Source organism: Comamonas sp., from assembly GCF_036643215.1.
In the GTDB taxonomy this organism is placed as follows: Bacteria; Pseudomonadota; Gammaproteobacteria; order Burkholderiales; family Burkholderiaceae_C; genus Comamonas.
The window spans coordinates 75,967-93,292 of the sequence record NZ_JAVXSJ010000005.1; the positions used below are offsets into that span (position 1 = coordinate 75,967).

Annotated in this window: 14 protein-coding genes; 6 read left to right on the forward strand and 8 right to left on the reverse strand. The window is 60.9% G+C overall.

Translation table 11 applies throughout. The features are described 5' to 3' along the window. Positions 1-81: 81 nt before the first annotated feature. From pyrC to RSF91_RS05665, 6 genes are all read left to right on the forward strand, one after another. Entirely contained in the window at positions 82-1,119 is a 1,038-nt protein-coding gene (gene pyrC / locus RSF91_RS05640) for a dihydroorotase (RefSeq protein ID WP_332567494.1), read from the forward strand. Between the two features lie 160 nt (positions 1,120-1,279). Further along, the gene (locus RSF91_RS05645) at positions 1,280-2,152 is read left to right on the forward strand and encodes an NYN domain-containing protein (protein ID WP_332567495.1); all 873 of its coding nucleotides are present in this window, start codon (positions 1,280-1,282) and stop codon (positions 2,150-2,152) included. A gap of 5 nt (positions 2,153-2,157) precedes the next feature. Next, positions 2,158-2,997, forward strand: a complete 840-nt coding sequence (locus RSF91_RS05650) for a DUF3025 domain-containing protein (protein WP_332567496.1) — start codon at positions 2,158-2,160, stop codon at positions 2,995-2,997. A gap of 73 nt (positions 2,998-3,070) precedes the next feature. Further along, the gene (htpX, locus tag RSF91_RS05655) at positions 3,071-3,943 is read left to right on the forward strand and encodes a protease HtpX (RefSeq protein ID WP_332567497.1); all 873 of its coding nucleotides are present in this window, start codon (positions 3,071-3,073) and stop codon (positions 3,941-3,943) included. A gap of 111 nt (positions 3,944-4,054) precedes the next feature. Further along, the gene (locus RSF91_RS05660; protein WP_332567498.1) at positions 4,055-4,432 is read left to right on the forward strand and encodes a hypothetical protein; all 378 of its coding nucleotides are present in this window, start codon (positions 4,055-4,057) and stop codon (positions 4,430-4,432) included. A gap of 95 nt (positions 4,433-4,527) precedes the next feature. Further along, a complete protein-coding gene (locus RSF91_RS05665) occupies positions 4,528-5,325 on the forward strand; it encodes an oxepin-CoA hydrolase, alternative type (RefSeq protein ID WP_332567499.1) in 798 nt (265 codons plus the stop codon). 6 nt (positions 5,326-5,331) lie between these two features. Here RSF91_RS05665 and RSF91_RS05670 read toward each other — a convergent pair whose 3' ends face one another. The 8 genes from RSF91_RS05670 to sbcD form a co-directional block, all read right to left on the reverse strand. Next, a complete protein-coding gene (locus tag RSF91_RS05670; protein ID WP_332567500.1) occupies positions 5,332-5,901 on the reverse strand; it encodes a hypothetical protein in 570 nt (189 codons plus the stop codon). An 80-nt stretch (positions 5,902-5,981) separates the two neighbouring features. Continuing rightward, entirely contained in the window at positions 5,982-6,533 is a 552-nt protein-coding gene (locus RSF91_RS05675) for a VUT family protein (protein ID WP_332567501.1), read from the reverse strand. 9 nt (positions 6,534-6,542) lie between these two features. Then, entirely contained in the window at positions 6,543-8,327 is a 1,785-nt protein-coding gene (locus tag RSF91_RS05680) for an NAD(P)/FAD-dependent oxidoreductase (RefSeq protein ID WP_332567502.1), read from the reverse strand. A 208-nt stretch (positions 8,328-8,535) separates the two neighbouring features. Next, positions 8,536-10,482, reverse strand: a complete 1,947-nt coding sequence (locus RSF91_RS05685; RefSeq protein WP_332567503.1) for a TRAP transporter large permease — start codon at positions 10,480-10,482, stop codon at positions 8,536-8,538. Beyond that, positions 10,479-11,051, reverse strand: coding sequence for a TRAP transporter small permease subunit (locus RSF91_RS05690; protein ID WP_332567504.1), 573 nt, complete (start codon positions 11,049-11,051; stop codon positions 10,479-10,481). Before RSF91_RS05690 ends, RSF91_RS05685 begins: the two co-directional genes overlap by 4 nt. A gap of 113 nt (positions 11,052-11,164) precedes the next feature. Further along, a complete protein-coding gene (locus RSF91_RS05695) occupies positions 11,165-12,280 on the reverse strand; it encodes a TRAP transporter substrate-binding protein (RefSeq protein WP_332567505.1) in 1,116 nt (371 codons plus the stop codon). 347 nt (positions 12,281-12,627) lie between these two features. Next, complete coding sequence (locus tag RSF91_RS05700; RefSeq protein ID WP_332567506.1) at positions 12,628-16,062, reverse strand: AAA family ATPase; 3,435 nt, start codon at positions 16,060-16,062, stop codon at positions 12,628-12,630. After that, a complete protein-coding gene (gene sbcD / locus RSF91_RS05705; RefSeq protein WP_332567507.1) occupies positions 16,059-17,315 on the reverse strand; it encodes an exonuclease subunit SbcD in 1,257 nt (418 codons plus the stop codon). The genes RSF91_RS05700 and sbcD overlap by 4 nt, the downstream gene beginning before the upstream one ends. Positions 17,316-17,326: the final 11 nt, after the last annotated feature.

The window sequence follows — 17,326 nt, forward strand, 5'->3', positions numbered from 1 at the left end:
GAAAGCCAGAGGCTGTTAACCGAAGTGCCTGTGCAAGGGAAAGGCCGCGGCGGCGGGCAGGGATGATGGGACAATATCGGCATGACTCAGACTCTCACGATCACCCGCCCCGATGACTGGCACCTGCACGTGCGCGATGGCGATGCCATGCGCTGCGTGGTGCCGCACACCGCCCGACAGATGGGCCGCGCCATCATCATGCCTAACCTCAAGCCGCCTGTGACGACGGCTGAGCTGGCTATTGCTTACCGCGATCGCATTCTGTCGGCCGTGCCCGCAGGCAGCAAGTTCCAGCCTTTGATGACGCTGTACCTGACGGATAACCTGGGCCCCGATGAAATCGTGCGTGCCAAGGCTGCGGGTGTGGTGGCCTGCAAGCTCTACCCTGCTGGCGCGACCACCAACAGCGATCACGGCGTGACCGATCTGCGCAAGATTTACCCCACGCTCGAAGCCATGCAGCGCGAAGGCCTGGTGCTGTTGGTGCATGGTGAAGTCACCGATCAGAGCGTTGACCTGTTTGACCGCGAAGCCATGTTTATCGAGCAGCAGCTCAAGCCTCTGCGCAAGGACTTCCCCGAGCTGAAGATCGTCATGGAGCACGTGACGACCAAGGAAGCCGCCGAATATGTGGCCGCTGCCGATGACTTTCTGGCAGCCACCATCACGCCCCAGCATTTGCTGTTTAACCGCAACGCCATCTTCCTGGGCGGCGTGCGCCCGCACTTCTACTGCCTGCCAGTACTGAAGCGCGAAACCCACCGTCTGGCACTGGTGCAGGCTGCTACCAGCGGCAGCAAGAAGTTCTTCCTGGGCACAGATAGCGCTCCCCACGCAGCTCACCTGAAGGAAGCCGCCTCAGGCTGCGCAGGCTGCTACAGCGCCCATGCCGCGATTGAGATGTATGCCGAAGTGTTTGACGGCGTTGGCGCGCTGGACAAGCTCGAAGGCTTTGCCTCCTTCAACGGTGCAGACTTCTACGGCCAGCCCCGCAACACCGACACCATCACGCTGGTCAAGGAAAGCTGGACGCCGCCCGTGAGCTTTGAGTACGGCGAAGGCGCCCAGCTCAAGCCACTGCGCTTTGGCGATGCCTTGCCCTGGAAGATGCTTGATTAAAAAGTGAGCTGCCAGCGCTTGCATTTGCTTGGTTTGCAGATTTATTGAGCTTGAAAGCAAGAAAGGAGTGGCGCAAGCTGCTCCTTTTTTATTGGGTGTTTATTTGGTGTTGTCGAGTGGCTCGGTTAGTCTTGGCTCACAAGATCACTCAGGAGATTGCATGCCTACCGATGTTCAGCCCCGGATTGCCTTGTTGATTGATGCGGACAACGCGCCCGCCGAGATGATTGATGAAATCCTGACCGAGTTGTCCACTTTCGGCCTCATCAACATTCGCCGTGCCTATGGCAACTGGACCAAACCCGGCCTGCATGGCTGGCAGAGCAAGCTGCTGGAAAATGCCGTGCGGCCCATGCAGCAGTTTGATTACTCCAAAGGCAAGAACGCTACCGACATGGCGATGACAGTCGATGCCATGGAGCTGCTCTACACAGAAAAGCCCGACGCCTTTGGCATTGTCTCGTCGGATGCCGACTTCACTCCGCTGGTCATGCACCTGCGCGCCAAGGGCGCTGCGGTCTATGGCTTTGGCGCAGCGCAGACGCCGCGCGCCTTCGTCAACGCCTGCTCGCGCTTTCTGTACTTTGAGGCCCTGCTGGAGCTGGGCGACGGCATCACCAGCCGCAGCGATCGCCGTGAATTGCAGGAAGCCGATGCCGCAGCGCGCCAGCCAGCAGAGCAAGCCACACAGGCTCAACCCACCAGCAATGCGAAGGCTGCTGGCGGTACAGGCATGGCTGCACCGGCCTGTGCCAATTTGCGCGTGCCATCGCATCTGCTGCGTGAAGACAGACCGCTGATCGCCATGCTGCGTGATGCCGTCAAAGCCATGCAGGATGAAACCGGCTGGGCACGCGTCAGCGCCGTGGGCACGCATATCGGCAACAAACTCTCTTTTGATGCGCGCAACTACGGCTATGCCTCGCTGACCAAACTCATGGCTGCGACTCAGGCCTTTGAGCTGCGGGATGAAGGCACGGCCCGCGTGGCGGTGCGCGACAAACGGTCGGCGGGTGATGGGGTGACGCATTGACAGCTGTGGATAATTTACCCGCAGAGCTGGCGACGGATTGGGCTATTGACTGGCAAGCCCCGTGGCTTGCGCAACTGCGAGAGCTGGGCCAGCAGGCGCATGCACTGGTGCAGGGCGGGGCAACGGTGGCCAGTGCGCTGCAGCAGGTGGCGGCGGCACATGGTTTGCTGCAGGGCTGGCAGTTTGTGGATCAGCAGCAGCTGCCCGCCGGGCAGGCGTATGAGGCCTTTATTCGCAACCAGCGCTGTATTCCCACCCGGGATAATTTGCATGACTTCTTCAACGGTCTGATCTGGCTGCACTGGCCCCGGCTTAAGCAGCAGCTCAATGTGCTGCAGGCGGGCGAGATTGAGCGACAAGGCGTGGGTGCGCAGCGTGGACGGTTACGTGATTCAGTCACGGTTCTTGATGAAAACGGTGGCTTGCTGCTGGCACCGCAGGCCTTGTGCGAAGCATTGCGAGAAAAGCGCTGGCAAGACTTGTTTGTGCGCCAGCGTGATCTGTGGGCGCAGGCCCAGTTTTTTCCCATAGGCCACGCCTTGCTGGAAAAGCTGGTGCAGCCGCGCAAGGCGATTACGGCGCATGTGATCTGCGTGCCGCTGGAGCAAGGCTCGTCACCCATCACCTCCATGACGGCAGCCGATGGCTGGTTGAGCGAGCAGTTGCTGAGTGCAGCTTGCAATCTGGCAAACAAACCCTATCTACCTATTCCCATACTAGGAATCCCGGGCTGGTGCCATCAAAACCAGAACTTTTCCTTCTATGATGACTCTCTCGTTTTCCGAGCCCCACGTACCGTACAAACACCACAACAACCGGTACTGCCAGAAAGAGATCTGGCTTGATGAGCATTCGCCGCACACAGGCGGTGCATGAGGGGTTTTGGCCATTTTGTCCCCTGTGTGGAGTACACCCTCGATGAAACGTATTGCCTTATTTTTATTGACCAACATCGCCGTGGTGGCGGTGCTGGGCATTGTCGCCAGCTTGCTGGGCGTTAACCGCTACCTCACCGCCAACGGCCTCAATCTGGGCTCCCTGCTGGGCTTCGCCTTTATCATGGGTTTTGGCGGCGCGATCATTTCGCTGCTGATCTCCAAGCCCATGGCCAAGTGGACCTCGGGCGTGCAGGTCATCAACGAGCCGCGCAACGCTGACGAGGCCTGGATCGTCAACACCGTGCGCGGCTTTGCGGACAAGGCCGGCATTGGCATGCCCGAAGTCGGCATCTACGAAGGCGAGCCCAATGCGTTTGCCACCGGTGCTTTCAAGAATTCTGCCCTGGTCGCCGTGTCCACAGGTCTGCTTGAAGGCATGACCCGCGAAGAAGTCGAAGCCGTGATCGGTCACGAGGTGGCCCACATTGCCAATGGCGACATGGTCACCATGACGCTGATTCAGGGTGTGATGAACACTTTCGTGGTCTTCCTGTCGCGTGTCATCGGCTATGCGGTGGACAGCTTCCTGCGCAAAAACGACGAAAACAGCTCTGGCCCCGGCATTGGTTACTACGTGACCACCATCGTGCTCGATATCTTGCTGGGCTTTGTCGCCGCCATGATCGTCGCCTGGTTCTCGCGTCAGCGTGAATTCCGCGCCGACGCCGGTGCCGCACAGCTCATGGGTAACCGTCAGCCCATGATGAACGCGCTGGCCCGTCTGGGCGGTATGCACCCGGGCGAGCTGCCCAAGAGCGTGGCTGCCATGGGTATTGCCGGTGGTATCGGCAAGCTGTTCTCGACACACCCCCCTATCGAAGAACGCATTGCAGCCCTGCAAAACGCACGCTGAAAGCCTTAAGATGTAAGCGGCAGTAGCCTGTCTTTACCCCCGCTTCACAAGCCCCTGTCAACAACTGGCAGGGGCTTTTGCGTTGTAGAGGCAAGACTTTCAGGAGTAATGATGTCCTTCATCTCTCAAATTTTTGCCCGACGCTTTTTGCCGGCCTTGCTGCTGGGCGGGGCTGGTGCTCTGCTTACGGGCTGCGTGGTGGCACCGGCCTATCCGACCTACCCTGCCTATGGTTCCGACGTGATCGTGGGCGATGTCTATGCCCCCATGGCACCGCCGCCTTTGCGCAATGAAGTGATTCCTGTGGCACCTGCTCCAGGCTATGTCTGGATTGGTGGCAGCTGGGGCTGGGGTGGCGGGCGTTACAACTGGAACCCCGGTCGCTGGTCCATGCCGCCGCGCCCTGGTTATGGCTGGCATGAGGGGGGCTGGAACCATGGCCCAGGCGGCTGGCGTGGACATGGTGGCCACTGGGGGCCGCGCCGTTGATCGCCCTTGAGCGGTCCGGCAGGTGACAGCTGGCCGCGCTATCCCGCTAGGCGGGCTGGGCGGCTGTCGCTAGAGTGGGGTGCAGGAGGTCTGCTATGAATTCTGCACTTGTCACCCGGCGCGAAGGCGCTGTTCTTATCCTCTCTAACAACAACCCGGCAGCGCGCAATGCGCTGTCGCCCGAGTACTACCACGCCGTCATGGATGGCCTGCGTGCTGCGGGTACCGATGCCTCTGTGGCCGCTGTGATCCTGACAGGTGAAGGCGGCCATTTCTGCGCTGGCGGTGATCTGAACCAGCTGGCCACGCGCCGTACCATGCCGCTGGCTGAGCGGCGCATCAAGCTCGAAGACCTCAACCATCTCATTCGCGCCATATGCGACTGCCCCAAGCCGGTGATTGCAGCGGTTGAAGGCGCAGCAGCGGGTGCGGGCCTGTCTCTGGCCATGGCCTGCGATCTGATGGTGGCAGCCAAGTCCGCCGTGTTTTCTGTGGCCTATGTGAAGGTAGGGCTGACGCCGGATGGCGGTGCCACTTCGTTTCTGGCCGAGTTTGTCTCGCGCCAGGTACTGACCGAGCTTTGCCTGACGGGCGAACGCATCAGCGGCGAGCGCATGCATGCTCTGGGTTGTATCAACCGTTTGACGGAAACCGGTGCAGCCTTGCCCGCCGCACTGGCGCTGGCCCAGCAACTGGCGCAGGGGCCGGAAGTGGCTACCGCCCGCATCAAGATGCTGTGCCGCGTGGCGCATCACCACAGTCTGGAAGAGCATCTGGCGCTGGAGGCCGACTATATGGTCGAGGCCCAGGGCAGCGAAGAATCCCGCGAGGGCATTGGCGCATTTCTGGAAAAGCGTGCGCCTGACTTTGCCAGGCTGCGCAGTGCTGAATAAAGCGGCTTAGCGCACCGTGTAATTGAGCTGGAACATCACGCCGGCATTGCCCAGCACATTGACCTGCGCGCCCCAGTTTTGGTTGAAGTCATAGCCCAGGGCCGGAATGGCCGTGATGCCCCAGCCATGCTTGTTGTTGAGCGGGATTTTCTTGTTGAACGGAAATTTGTAGCCGTGAATGATGCCGCCCGTGAGCTTGATGAACAGGCCAGGGGCGCTGTCGAGCGGCCTGAAGCGCCAGCCGTAGTAAGCGTACTGGCTGGGCTGGCCGAATGAGTTCTTGAAATAGGCAAAGCCTGCGATATGGCGTTCGTCCAGTTCTTTCTCGGCCTGAATCAGCCAGACATAGGCATGTTTCTGCTCGTCGGGCTCAAAGTCGTTTTCCTTCCTGGCGTCGGAGAAATGCCAGTCGAAGGGGGCGTAGCCAAACATCCAGCCTGACAGCACCGAGGACTTGCCAGCTTTTTCTGTCGCTGGTGCTGGATCACTGGTTTGTGCGCTGACGGTGGCGCAGGCCATGAGGCTGCTGAGACCAAGGGCGAAGACGGACGGATGAGCGCTGCGCAGATTTTTCATGATGACGCCTAGCGTGCAATGAAGCCTTCAGCGTAACCATGCGTGGGTTTTGGCCTTGTCAGTCAGAGACCACAAAAATGTCAAAACGATGGCGATTGGTATTTCCGACCCATCAAAAGTCGAAATGGCAGCAACAGAAAAATACCCAAAGTCAGTTTGATACCCAGATCACCCAGCGCCCAGGTCACCCAGGGCAGGTCCTCACCGGCAAAGCCAATGCTCCAGAAGACCGCCGTATCCAGACAGGCGGCCAGCACCGTGGCAATCAGCGGCGCACGCCACCAGTGGCTGTGGCGCAGTTTGTCGAACACCGAAATATCCAGCATCTGCGAGCAGGCAAACGCCAGCCCTGAAGCCGCCGCAATGCGCGGCGGAGCCAGCAGGGCCGAAGCGACGACTGCCACTGCAAAACCGACCCATGCCACGCGTTGCGCTTGCGCCGGGCCAAAGCGCCGGTTAACCAGCTCGCTGACCAGAAAGGCAAATGGGTAGGTAATGGCACCCCAGGTCAGCCAGTCGTTGATGGCGTACTGAACGAGGATATTGGAGGCGAGCACCACCACGCCCATGGCCGATACCGCCAGCAGCAGGGCTGGCGTACCGGGGCGTGGATAGGACGCAGCGAAGCTCATGGCTGCGATTTACAGCGCACCGCCAGAACCACGTGAACCGGACGAAGGCACAGGCAGGTTCAAGATAGCGCAGGCCACGGCTTCGCCGACCTTGATGCCATCCACACCGGCCGACAGAATGCCGCCTGCGTAGCTGGCACCTTCACCTGCGGGGTACAGACCGCGCGTGTTGTCGCTCTGAAAATCAGTGCCACGGCCAATTTTGACGGGCGATGAGGTGCGTGTTTCCACCCCAGTCAGCACGGCATCATTCATGTCGTAGCCGCGAATCTTCTTGCCAAAGGCGGGCAGGGCCTCGCGCATTGCTTCAATCGCGTAGGCGGGCAGGGCCTGGTGCAGGTCGCCCAGATGAATGCCTGGCTTGTAGGAGGGCTGAACCGCGCCAAATTCTGACGAAGGCGTGCCCGCCACAAAATCGCCCACCAGCTGGCCGGGCGCGCTGTAGTTCTGGCCGCCCAGCTCATAGGCCTTGGATTCCAGTTGGCGCTGCAGCACAACGCCTGAAAGCGGGTGATGCTCCCCTTTTTGCAGCTTTTCCACGCCCAAGGTCTTGCCGTCAAACGCCCAGGAAAAACTCTCAGCATCTTGCGGATAGTCTTCGGGGCTGATGGCGCAGACCATGCCTGCATTGGCATTGCGCTCGGCGCGCGAGTACTGGCTCATGCCGTTGGTGACGACGCGGCCGGGCTCGCTGGTCGCAGCCACCACGGTGCCGCCGGGGCACATGCAAAAGCTGTAAACGGCGCGGCCGTTCTTGGCGTGGTGCACCAGCTTGTAATCCGCAGCGCCCAGCAGCGGGTGACCCGCATCTTTGCCCCAGCGGGCGCGGTCAATCACGCTTTGCGGGTGCTCGATACGGAAGCCGATGGAGAAGGGCTTGGCCTCCATGGCCACGCCGCGCTCGTAGAAGTTGACAAAGGTATCGCGTGCGCTATGGCCCAGTGCCATCACCGCGTGGTGGGTGGGCAGGTGGTAGCTCTCGCCGGTGACCTGATCGAGTACTTGCAGGCCAGTCAGCTGGCGCTGCTCGCCTTCACCCTCAATCTGTACATCGGTGACGCGCTGCTCAAAACGCACTTCGCCGCCCAGACGCACGATTTCCTCGCGAATGCCTTCAACCAGCTTGACCAGCTTGAAGGTGCCGATGTGGGGGTGGGCGGTATAGAGAATCTCTGGCGGCGCGCCGTAAGTCACAAACTCGGTCAGTACCTTGCGGCCCAGATGGCGTGGGTCTTTGATCTGGCTGTAGAGCTTGCCGTCAGAGAACGTGCCCGCACCGCCTTCGCCGTACTGCACGTTGGATTCGGGCGTCAGCTCGCGCTTGCGCCACAGGCGCCAGGTGTCCTTGGTGCGCTGGCGCACGGTCTTGCCGCGCTCCAGCACGATGGGCTTGAAACCCATCTGGGCCAGCACCAGTCCTGCAAACATGCCGCAGGGGCCAAAGCCCACGACCACGGGGCGCTCATCCATCTCGGCGGGCGCCTGGCCCACCGGCGTCCAGCGCATGTCTGGCGTGGGGTTGACGTGGGAGTGGTCCGCAAAGTGCGCCAGCAGCGCGGCTTCCTGGCTTTCATCGGCCAGTGTGATGTCGACGATATACACCGCCAGCAGCTCGGACTTGCGCGCATCAAAGCTGCGCTTGTGCACCTGCAGGGCGGCAATGGCCTTGGCGGGCAAGCCCAGACGCTCGGCGGCTAAAGCCGTGAGCTTTTCGACGGGCTGAAATTCGGTGTGGTTTTCGGGGTGGTATTCCACCGCCGACAAAGGGAGTTTGAGTTCTGCGATCCGGATCATGGCTTGTACCTATCAAGCAAGGGCTTGGATGGTAAGGCAAAGCCAGCAGGACTGCGCAGCAAGGCAGCGGTGACCTGCGTTTGTGTTGTGCTTATGGCCTTTAAAAAGTGAGCAGCTTGCGCTTGATGAAATTCATTTATTGAGCAATTCCATGTCAAAACGAATACACATCAAGCGCTACCAGCTACTGATTTGATAGTTGCCAGCTTTATTTGTAGAGCAGCTGCGGCAGCCACAGGCCGATCTGAGGCCAGAGGTAAAGCAGCACGATGGCCAGAATCTGTATGCCCATGAAGGGCAGCATGCCCACAAAGATCTGGTTTAACGTGACTGAAGGTGGAGCCACTCCCTTGAGGTAGAAGGCGGACATGGCCACGGGCGGGGAGAGGAAGGCTGTCTGCAGATTCAGCGCCACGAGCAGGCCGAAAAACAGCGGGTCCACGCCAAAGTGGTTGAGCAGCGGGATGAAGATGGGCATGAAGATGACGATGATCTCCGTCCATTCCAGCGGCCAGCCCAGCAGAAAGATCACGACCTGCGACAGGATCATGAATTCGATCTTGCTGAGGTTCATGGACAGCACCCAGCGCTCAATCAGCTCTTGTCCGCCCAGCAGCGCAAAGGCCGCCGAAAAAATGGCGGAGCCCACAAAAAGCCAGCACACCATGGCGGATGTTTTTGCGGTCAGATAGACCGATTCCTTGACCACGTCGAGGTTCAGGCGCTTGTAGGCTGCGGCCAGCAAAAATCCGCCCAATGCGCCCATGGCGGCAGCTTCTGTGGGGGTCGCCAGGCCAAAGACAATGGAGCCCAGCACGGTCAGGATCAGCACCACCAACGGGAAGAAGGAGCTCAGCAGCATCTTGAAGATTTCAAGCCGGGCAAAGCTCAAGAACAGGTAGAACAACGCGATGCATGCCCCCAGCAGCGCAAAGCCAACCCACCACCAGGTGGGCGCGGGTTGCCGGGCTTGAGTGGTTGATGCTTCCGTCTTGGCGGTGGCTGGCTCTTGCAGGGCGTTGGAGGCAGCAGCTGTAGCTGTAGCTGTAGCTGCGTTTGTCGCTGAAGGCTCGGCACCGGGGGGCTCCTGTAGGCCACCCTCGACGGGGGGCTCTTGCAAGCCGCCTTCCATCGGAGGCTCGGCCAGGCCTGAGCTGGAGGAGCTGCTGCTTTCCATACCAATCGGCTGAATGTCATAGTGCTCTTGCACTATGGGTGCGGTGACTGATTGCCAGCTGCTGGCTGCCAGCAGCAAGAACAGCAGGCCGGGCAGGATCACGATGGCCAGCTGGCGCAGTATGTAGCCGGTGGCGACCTGTGCATTGCGCTGGCCTTTGAGTGCTTTCAGCAGGCGTGCGGGGGCGTATTGCTCTGTATTGGCGGGGAGGTCGCGGGTCTGCACAGGCAGACTGACCTGGCGCTCGGCGGCCGACAGCGGCGGCGCCCAGGCCGGCTTGAGCTTGGCCATGATGATCACATAGGCGATATAGAGCCCGGCCAGCATCAGGCCGGGAAATAAGGCGCCGGCATACAGCTGCACCACCGATACCCCGGCCGTTGCTCCATAAAGAATCAGCAGCACCGAGGGCGGGATCAAGATGCCAAGGCAGCCACCCGCCGTGATGGCACCAGCGGCCATGGGTGTGCTGTAGCCGGCACGCATCATGGTGGGCAGGGCCAGCAGGCCCATCAGCGTGACCACGGCACCCACAATGCCAGTGGCTGTGGCAAACACGGCGCAGGTCACCAGCGTGGCAACGGCCAGCGACCCCGGCACACGGGCCATGGCCAGGTGCATGCTTTTGAACAGCTTTTCGATCAGGTTGGCGCGCTCGACCAGATAGCCCATGAAGACGAACAAGGGGATGGCGATCAGCACATCATTGGTCATGCTTTTGTAGGCGGCCTGCACCATCAGATCCAGCGTGCGGGTGGTGTCGCGCTCATAGGCCAGCCAAGTGAAGATCATGCCCATGCCCATCAGCGTGAAGGCGGTAGGAAAGCCCAGCATGATGGCCACCACCACCAGGGACAGCATCAGCAGACCCAGGTGGCCGTTGGTCACGGTTTCTACACTCAGCAGCAAGGCAATGGCCGAGAGTACGACCAGGGCCATGATGGAAAAGCCGAACCACAGTTCCTTGCGCATCTTCATGCTTTGCCCTCCTGAACCATTTCCTTGAGCTTTTCTACGTCCACCTCTTCCACATCACTGCCGCGCTGGGGCCAGTAGCCCTGGTGCAGGCACATCACGCAGCGCGCAATCTCGGCCAGTCCCTGCAGCAGTAGCACGGCACCGGCCAGCGGAATCATGAATTTGAACGGGTACAGCGGCAGTGGATGGGCTGAAAACGTCTGTTCTCGAATCCCCAGGGACTCGTTGGCGTAAGTCCAGCCCGCCCAGGTCAGGGCCAGCACACCGGGCAGAAAGAACAGGATGTACAGACACAGGTCCACGCTGGCCTGCGCGCGCGGGCTGAAGAAGCCATACAGCACATCACCGCGCACATGCCCGTTCTTGGACAGGGTGTAGGCACCGGCCAGCATGAACATGGTGCCGTAGAGCATGATCTGCGCATCCAGCACCCAGGCATGAGGTTTGTTGAGGGCGTAGCGGGAAAAGACCTCCCAGCTGATCAGCGCGGTGAGCAGCACCACGGCCCAGGCCGCCACTTTTCCGATAAAGGTCGAAAAGCCATCGACAGCAAGCAGAATTTTTTGCATGACAGTCTCCGCTGCGGCGCGCAGCGAGGTACGGATGGGGAAGCGGGCCGCCAGCAAGCGGCGGCCCATGAGTCACAAAAAAGCGCAGCTACTGGGGCTGCGCTGTTGGGGCGTTAACCTCGCTTTTGTGCGAAGTAGTGATTCCAGGCCATCTTGAAGTCGAGGTCGGTATCGTTTTTCCAGCGTCCGCTGCGCTGGGCAAAAGTGCGCATCGAATCCATGACCTTTTTGAACATCGGGTTCTCTGCGGACTTCGCGGTTGTGACCTTGTCCCAGGCGGCGAGCTGGGCACGCAAGATGGCATCCGGCGTCTTGTAGAACTTCACTCCCTGCTTGGACTGCATTTCCGCATAGTCCTTGGCATAGCGGTCAGCGGCTTTCCAGCTCATATCGGAGCTGGCCGCCTGCGTGGCGTACTCGATGATGGACTTGATCTCGGCGGGCAGGGCGTTGAACTTGGTCTTGTTGAACAGCACCTCAAACTGCTCGCTGGACTGGTGAAAGCTCTGCAGCATGCAGTTCTTGGCCACATCCGGAAAGCCCAGTACTCGGTCGCTGGAGGCGTTGTTGAACTCAGCCGCATCGAGCAGGCCGCGGTCCAGCGCGGGTACGATTTCTCCCGCAGGCAGAGGGTTCACTGCAACCCCCATCTCGGTGAACACATCCACCGCAAGACCGACGGTGCGGAACTTCAGTCCCTTCAAATCTTCTACCTTGGCTACCGGTTTCTTGAACCAGCCCAGTGGCTGGGTGGGCATGGGTCCATAGAGTTTGGAGACCACATCCATCTTCAGGCCGCTGTAGATTTCGTCGAGCAGCTCCTTGCCGCCGCCATAGTTGTGCCAGGCCAGCACCATATTGGCATCCATGCCGAAGGCCGGGCCAGAACCCCACAGCGCCACGGCCTGGCTCTTGCCATACCAGTACGCAATCACGCCGTGCCCCCCATCAAGCGTGCCTTTTGATACCGCATCCAGCAGCTGGAATGCCGGGACGACGGCGCCTGCGGGCAGCACCTCGATCTTGAGACGGTTGCCCGTCATGTCGTTAACTTTTTTGGCGAAGTCCTGTGCAAATTCGTGAAAGATATCTTTGGCGGGCCAGGTGCTCTGAAAGCGCCACGATGTCGTCTGGGCCGTACTGATCATGGGCACAGACATTGCGGAAGCAGCCACTGCGGCACCTTTGAGTAGGTTGCGGCGGCCGGTTTTCTGGGTCTCCTGTGTCATCTACGTCATCTCCTCTAAGTGGTTGCCTGGCCCTCCGCCAGTGTCTGCATCTTTGAAGCGTCAGGCAGGCGGGTGCAGAGGGTTAACACCAGACGGCATCATGAATTTGTAGTCTGATACCGAATTTTTCTTAAGGAAAATCAAGCGCTTGCCTCCTGTTTGATAAGGAGGGCTGCTATGAATTGATGAGTGTTTGATAGCCGCCTGAATCTGTGAGATTCGGGTAATCAGGGGTGTTGGTGCGAGGCCTGATTGGCATTGCTACGGGTATGCGTGGCTGCAGCAAAGAGGGCGGCGCATTAGATCGAATGCCGCCGCCCTATGCATCACGGTCACATCACGTGGCGCTAGATCACCAGCCTGGAGTAACCAATCCCCGCTGCCTTCTCGACCTTGATCTGCGCCGGAATGCGCTCTTTGAGCGCCTCTACATGGCTGATGACGCCAATCATTTTGCCGCTGGCGTTCAGTGCATCCAGCGCGGAAAGCGCCACTTCCAGCGTGTCGCCGTCGAGCGTGCCAAAGCCTTCGTCGAGGAACAGCGAATCGATAGAGGTCTTGCTGCTGACCAGATCGGACAGTGCAAGCGCCAGTGCCAGGCTGACGAGGAATGCCTCGCCGCCCGACAGCGTGCGCGTGTCGCGCGCCACATCGCCTTGCCAGCTGTCCACAATGTCCAGCTCCAGCTCGCCCGTGGGCTTGCGGCGCAGCAGGTAACGGCCATGCAGCCGCAGCAGGTGCTGGTTGGCCAGATGCAGCAGATGGTCCAGCGTCAGTCCCTGCGCAAACTTGCGGAATTTGTCCCCCTTGGCGGAGCCAATCAGGCCATCCAGCCGCTGCCACAGATCACTGTCTTTTTCTTGCTCGGCAATTTGCTCCAGCAGCGCTTGCTGGCCTGCGCGGCGCTGGTCGTCGTCTGCTAAGCGGGCGCGGTGTGCGCCCAGCTGCTCAGCCTGCTGGGCGCGTTCGGCTTCCAGCTGGGTGATTTGCTGGGTGATGGCCTCTGGCATCTCATCGCTCAAGGCCTGCTCTTGCAGCGCAGCCAGCCGCTGGGTTGCATCGGCCAGCAAGGTGCTGGCGCGCTGCGCTGCGGCGTGCAATTGATCGCTCAGCGCCTGCAAGCGGCCGTGCTCGGCATCGGGCAGCAGGGCTGCGGCGTACTGCACTTCATCGGGAAATGGACTGGTTTGCAGCGCTTGCTGCCATACGGCATGAGCCTTGTCTGCCGATTGCTGCAACTGCGCCAGCGTGCCCTGGGCGTGAGTGATCTGGCCTTGCAGCGATGCTAGTGTCTGCGCAGTGCGCTCTATCTGCGCGATGCAGTCGGTCAGCGTGGCGGCGGGTGTCACGGAATAGGTTGGCGCATCGGCGGGCAGTGCGGGCAAGGCGCTGCTACGCTGCTGCCAGAGCTCGGCATCTTGCGCGGCCTGGGCGTATTGGCCTTGCTGCACTTCGCTCTGGTGCGCCACCTCTTGCAGCAGCGTTTTCTGGCGCTGCCATTGCTGCCATTCTTGCTGGCGGGTGGTCAGCCAAGTGGCGGTGTCCGCCGCCGCAGGCAGTGCATAGCCAGCGGCTTGCATGGTGGCTTGCAAGCTGTTTTGCAGGGCGGTGGATTGCTGCTGCACCGCTTGCAGCATTTGGCTGGTTTGCAGATGTTGCTGCGTGTTGCTTTGCAGTGCTTGCTGGGTGCTGTCCTGTGCGTGGTCTGCCTGCTGCTGGTGGTGCAGCGCGGCCTGACAGGCGTCTTTGGCGGCTTGCAAATCGCGCTCGCCAGCATCGGCTGAGGCTAAGGTTTTCTCCAGCTCGGTGATTTGCTGCTGCGCCTTGTCGCAGGCGGCGCTCAAAGCGTCGGGCTGCTGCCATGCGGTGTCAGTCACGGGCTCAGTTGCTTGCTCACGTAAGGAGTTCCAGCGTGCTTGCCACTGTGCAATTTGTTCGGCGGTGGCATCGCGTTGCGCTTGCTGGTGTTGTTGCTGGCTCTGGGTGGTGGCAAGGGCGGTGTTCAGCTGCTCGCCCTGCTGCTGCAATGCATCGCGCTCTTGTTGCGCCTGCTTGAGGGCCGCTTCAGTGGCCGAAACATCGAGCGCCGCGTATTCGGTGATAGCAGGGTGCTCATGCGATCCGCACAAGGGGCAGGCTTCATCGGGCTGCAGTGCGGCGCGGTGGGCTTGCAGGCTTTGAATGCGCTGCTCCTGGGTCAGAAGGGCTTGCTTGTCGGCGACCTTTTCTTTGATGGCCCGGTATTGCGCGCGCAAAACATCGCGCTGGCTCGTCTGTTGCTGAACACGGGCTTCGCTGGCCGTCAGCGCTTGCGAATTGCCTTGCTGCTGCAGTTCCAGCGGCTGGCGCAGCGCAGCGTGGGTTTGCAGTTGCTGCCCGTGGTGCAGCTGCTGTTGTGCGGTTTGCCAGTTGGCGCGCAGCTGCGGCAGGCTGGCACCATGGGCGGCTAGGCGTTGCTGCTGGGCCTGTTCTGCGGCTTGTTGTTGCTGCAGGGCGTGAGTCACTTGCTCGGCAGCTTGCACGCTGTGCTGGGCTTGGGTGCTGGCTTGTTGCTGCAGTTGCGCGGCAGTGCGTTGCAGCTGCAGCAGCTGGTTTTCAGCCTGCTCAGTTTGCTGCTGCAGTTGCTGGCGTTGCTGCAATTGCTCGCGCCAGCCACTGAGGCTTTCGCCCAGCTGGGCGTGGCTGGCGTGGGTCTGGCTCCAGGCCGTCAAATCAGCCTGCTGCGCTCTTGTGGTTTGCAGTTGCAGCTGTGATTTTTGTAGCGCGTTGGCGCTTAGTTGCTGGGCTTGCTGGTGTTGATGCCACTGGGCCGTTTGAGCTTGCAGCTGGCTGGCGTGCAGGCCTTGCAACTGACGGTCTTCAGCGGCCAGTTGCTGGCTGGATTGCTGCCACTGCATGTGCAATGGGCGAATCGCCAGGGCGGGCGCATGGGCTTGCAGGCGCTGCAAGTCCGGCGCGGCGTCTGCTGCCGTTTGCCGGGCTGTGGCTTCTGCGCTGCGGGCTTGCTCCACCTCGGCGCTGGTGCGGGCCGTTTGCGTTTGCCATTGCTGCACGGCATGTAACTGCGCATGGCGCGTTTGTAGATCGGCCAGCGCGACGCTCAGTTGTTCAGTCTGCGTTTGCAGATCGCTGCGCGTGGCTTCATCCAGTAACTGCATGCCGTTGGCATGAGCTTGCTGCTTTTCCAGCGCCTGTCTGGCGTCGCGGGCGCGTTCGAACACGGTTTGCGAGATCTGGCTGTAGATGTCGGTGCCCGTCAGCTCTTCCAGCAGCTCGGCGCGCTCGTTGGCAGTGGCTTGCAGAAAGGCCGCAAAGCCGCCCTGGGCCAGTAGCATGGATTTGGTAAAGCGCGCAAAGTCCAGCCCGGTGATGTCGGCGATGCGCTTGGTTTTGTCTTTGACATGGGTGGTGAGGATGCTGCCGTCTGCGACCAGTGCCAGTTCCACTCTGGGGGCTTGCAGGGCGGCATCTGGCTTGTTGCGGGCGCGGCGCTGGCTCCAGAAGGAACGGTAGGCCACGCCTTTGACTTCAAACTCCACCTCGGCTTCGCACTCGCCGGTGTGGCGGGTCATGATGTCGTTTTGGCCGCTGATGGTCTCCAGCCGCGGCGTCTGGTGGTACAGCGCCAGGCAAATGGCATCCAGCAGTGTGGACTTGCCCGCGCCCGTGGGGCCGGTGATGGCGAACAAGCCACTGTCGGCAAAGGGTGCGGTGGTGAAGTCGATGTTCCACTCGCCCTTGAGCGAGTTCAGATTTTTGAGGCGCAGTTTCAGAATTCTCATGCGGCACCTCCTGCTGCATCTCCTGCAGTGTCGTTCAGGCTGTGCAGCACTTGCTGGTAGCGCTCGGTCAGGGCCGATTGCAGGGGCGGCTCCAGACTTTCTTGCGCCAGGCGGCGCTCAAATACATCGAGCGGGCTCAGTTCGTCGAGCGACTCGCGCGCATCGCCCGTCAGCTGCGCAGCCGCTGTGCCGCGCTGGCGTTTGATGCGCAGAATGTTCAGTTGCAGGCCTTCGGCCATGGTCTGCACGCGGCTGGCCATGTCAGCCAGGTAGTCGTCTTCCTGCACCGTCACTTCTACCCAGACCGTGGTGTCGCCACTGGCTTTGGCTGCCACTTCTTGCAGCAAGGCGGGCAACTGGGCCAGGCTGCCGCTGAGGGCTAGCATGGGCTGGAACACCGGCACAGGCAATGCGGTAACGGCTTGCAGGCCGCCCGTATCTACATCGACCAGCAGCACTTGCTTGGTTTGCTTGGCTTCGTCAAAACCCAGTGCGATGGGCGAGCCGCTGTAGCGGATATGCTCCAGGCCGCCCACGGTTTGCGGCTTGTGGATATGACCCAGCGCGATATAGCTGGCGGGCGGGAAGGCATTGGTGGGAAAGGCTTCAAGCGCACCCACATAAATCTCGCGCACCGATTCATTGCTGCTGGCGCCCACGGTGGTCAGGTGGCCGGTGGCGATGATGGGCAGTTGCTGGCTCGTGCTGGCCAGCAAATCTGCCTGCTTTTGCTGGGCGGCGGCATACACGCGCTGGTAGGTGGCAGCGATGGCGTTCTGCAGCGCCTGCTGCTTGTCCTGTGCGCTTTGCCCGGCCTGGCTTTGCTGCACATCGCGCGGGCGGATAAAGGGCAGGGCGCAGACGATGCAGCCGGGTGTTTTGTCGGTATTTTTCAGCGGCAGCGTGACGACATGCCGGGCATCGTCGCCGGTGGAGCTGACGACCTGTGTGCCAAGGTGTGAGAGCAGATCGCGGCTTTCATCGAGCACGCTGACCGAGTCATGGTTGCCGGCCAGCAGCAGCAAGGCCACGCCTGTTTCATGCAGGCGAACAATGAGCTGGTTGTACAGCTCGCGCGCATAGCTGGGCGGCGCGCCGGTATCAAAAATATCGCCAGCGATGAGCACGGCATCCACCGCTTGAGTCTGGACCTGCGTGAGAAGCCAGTCGATCAGGGCCTGATGCTCGGCCTGGCGGCTGTAGCCCATGAAATGCTGGCCCAGATGCCAGTCGGAGGTGTGGAGGATGCGCATGTGCCGATGTT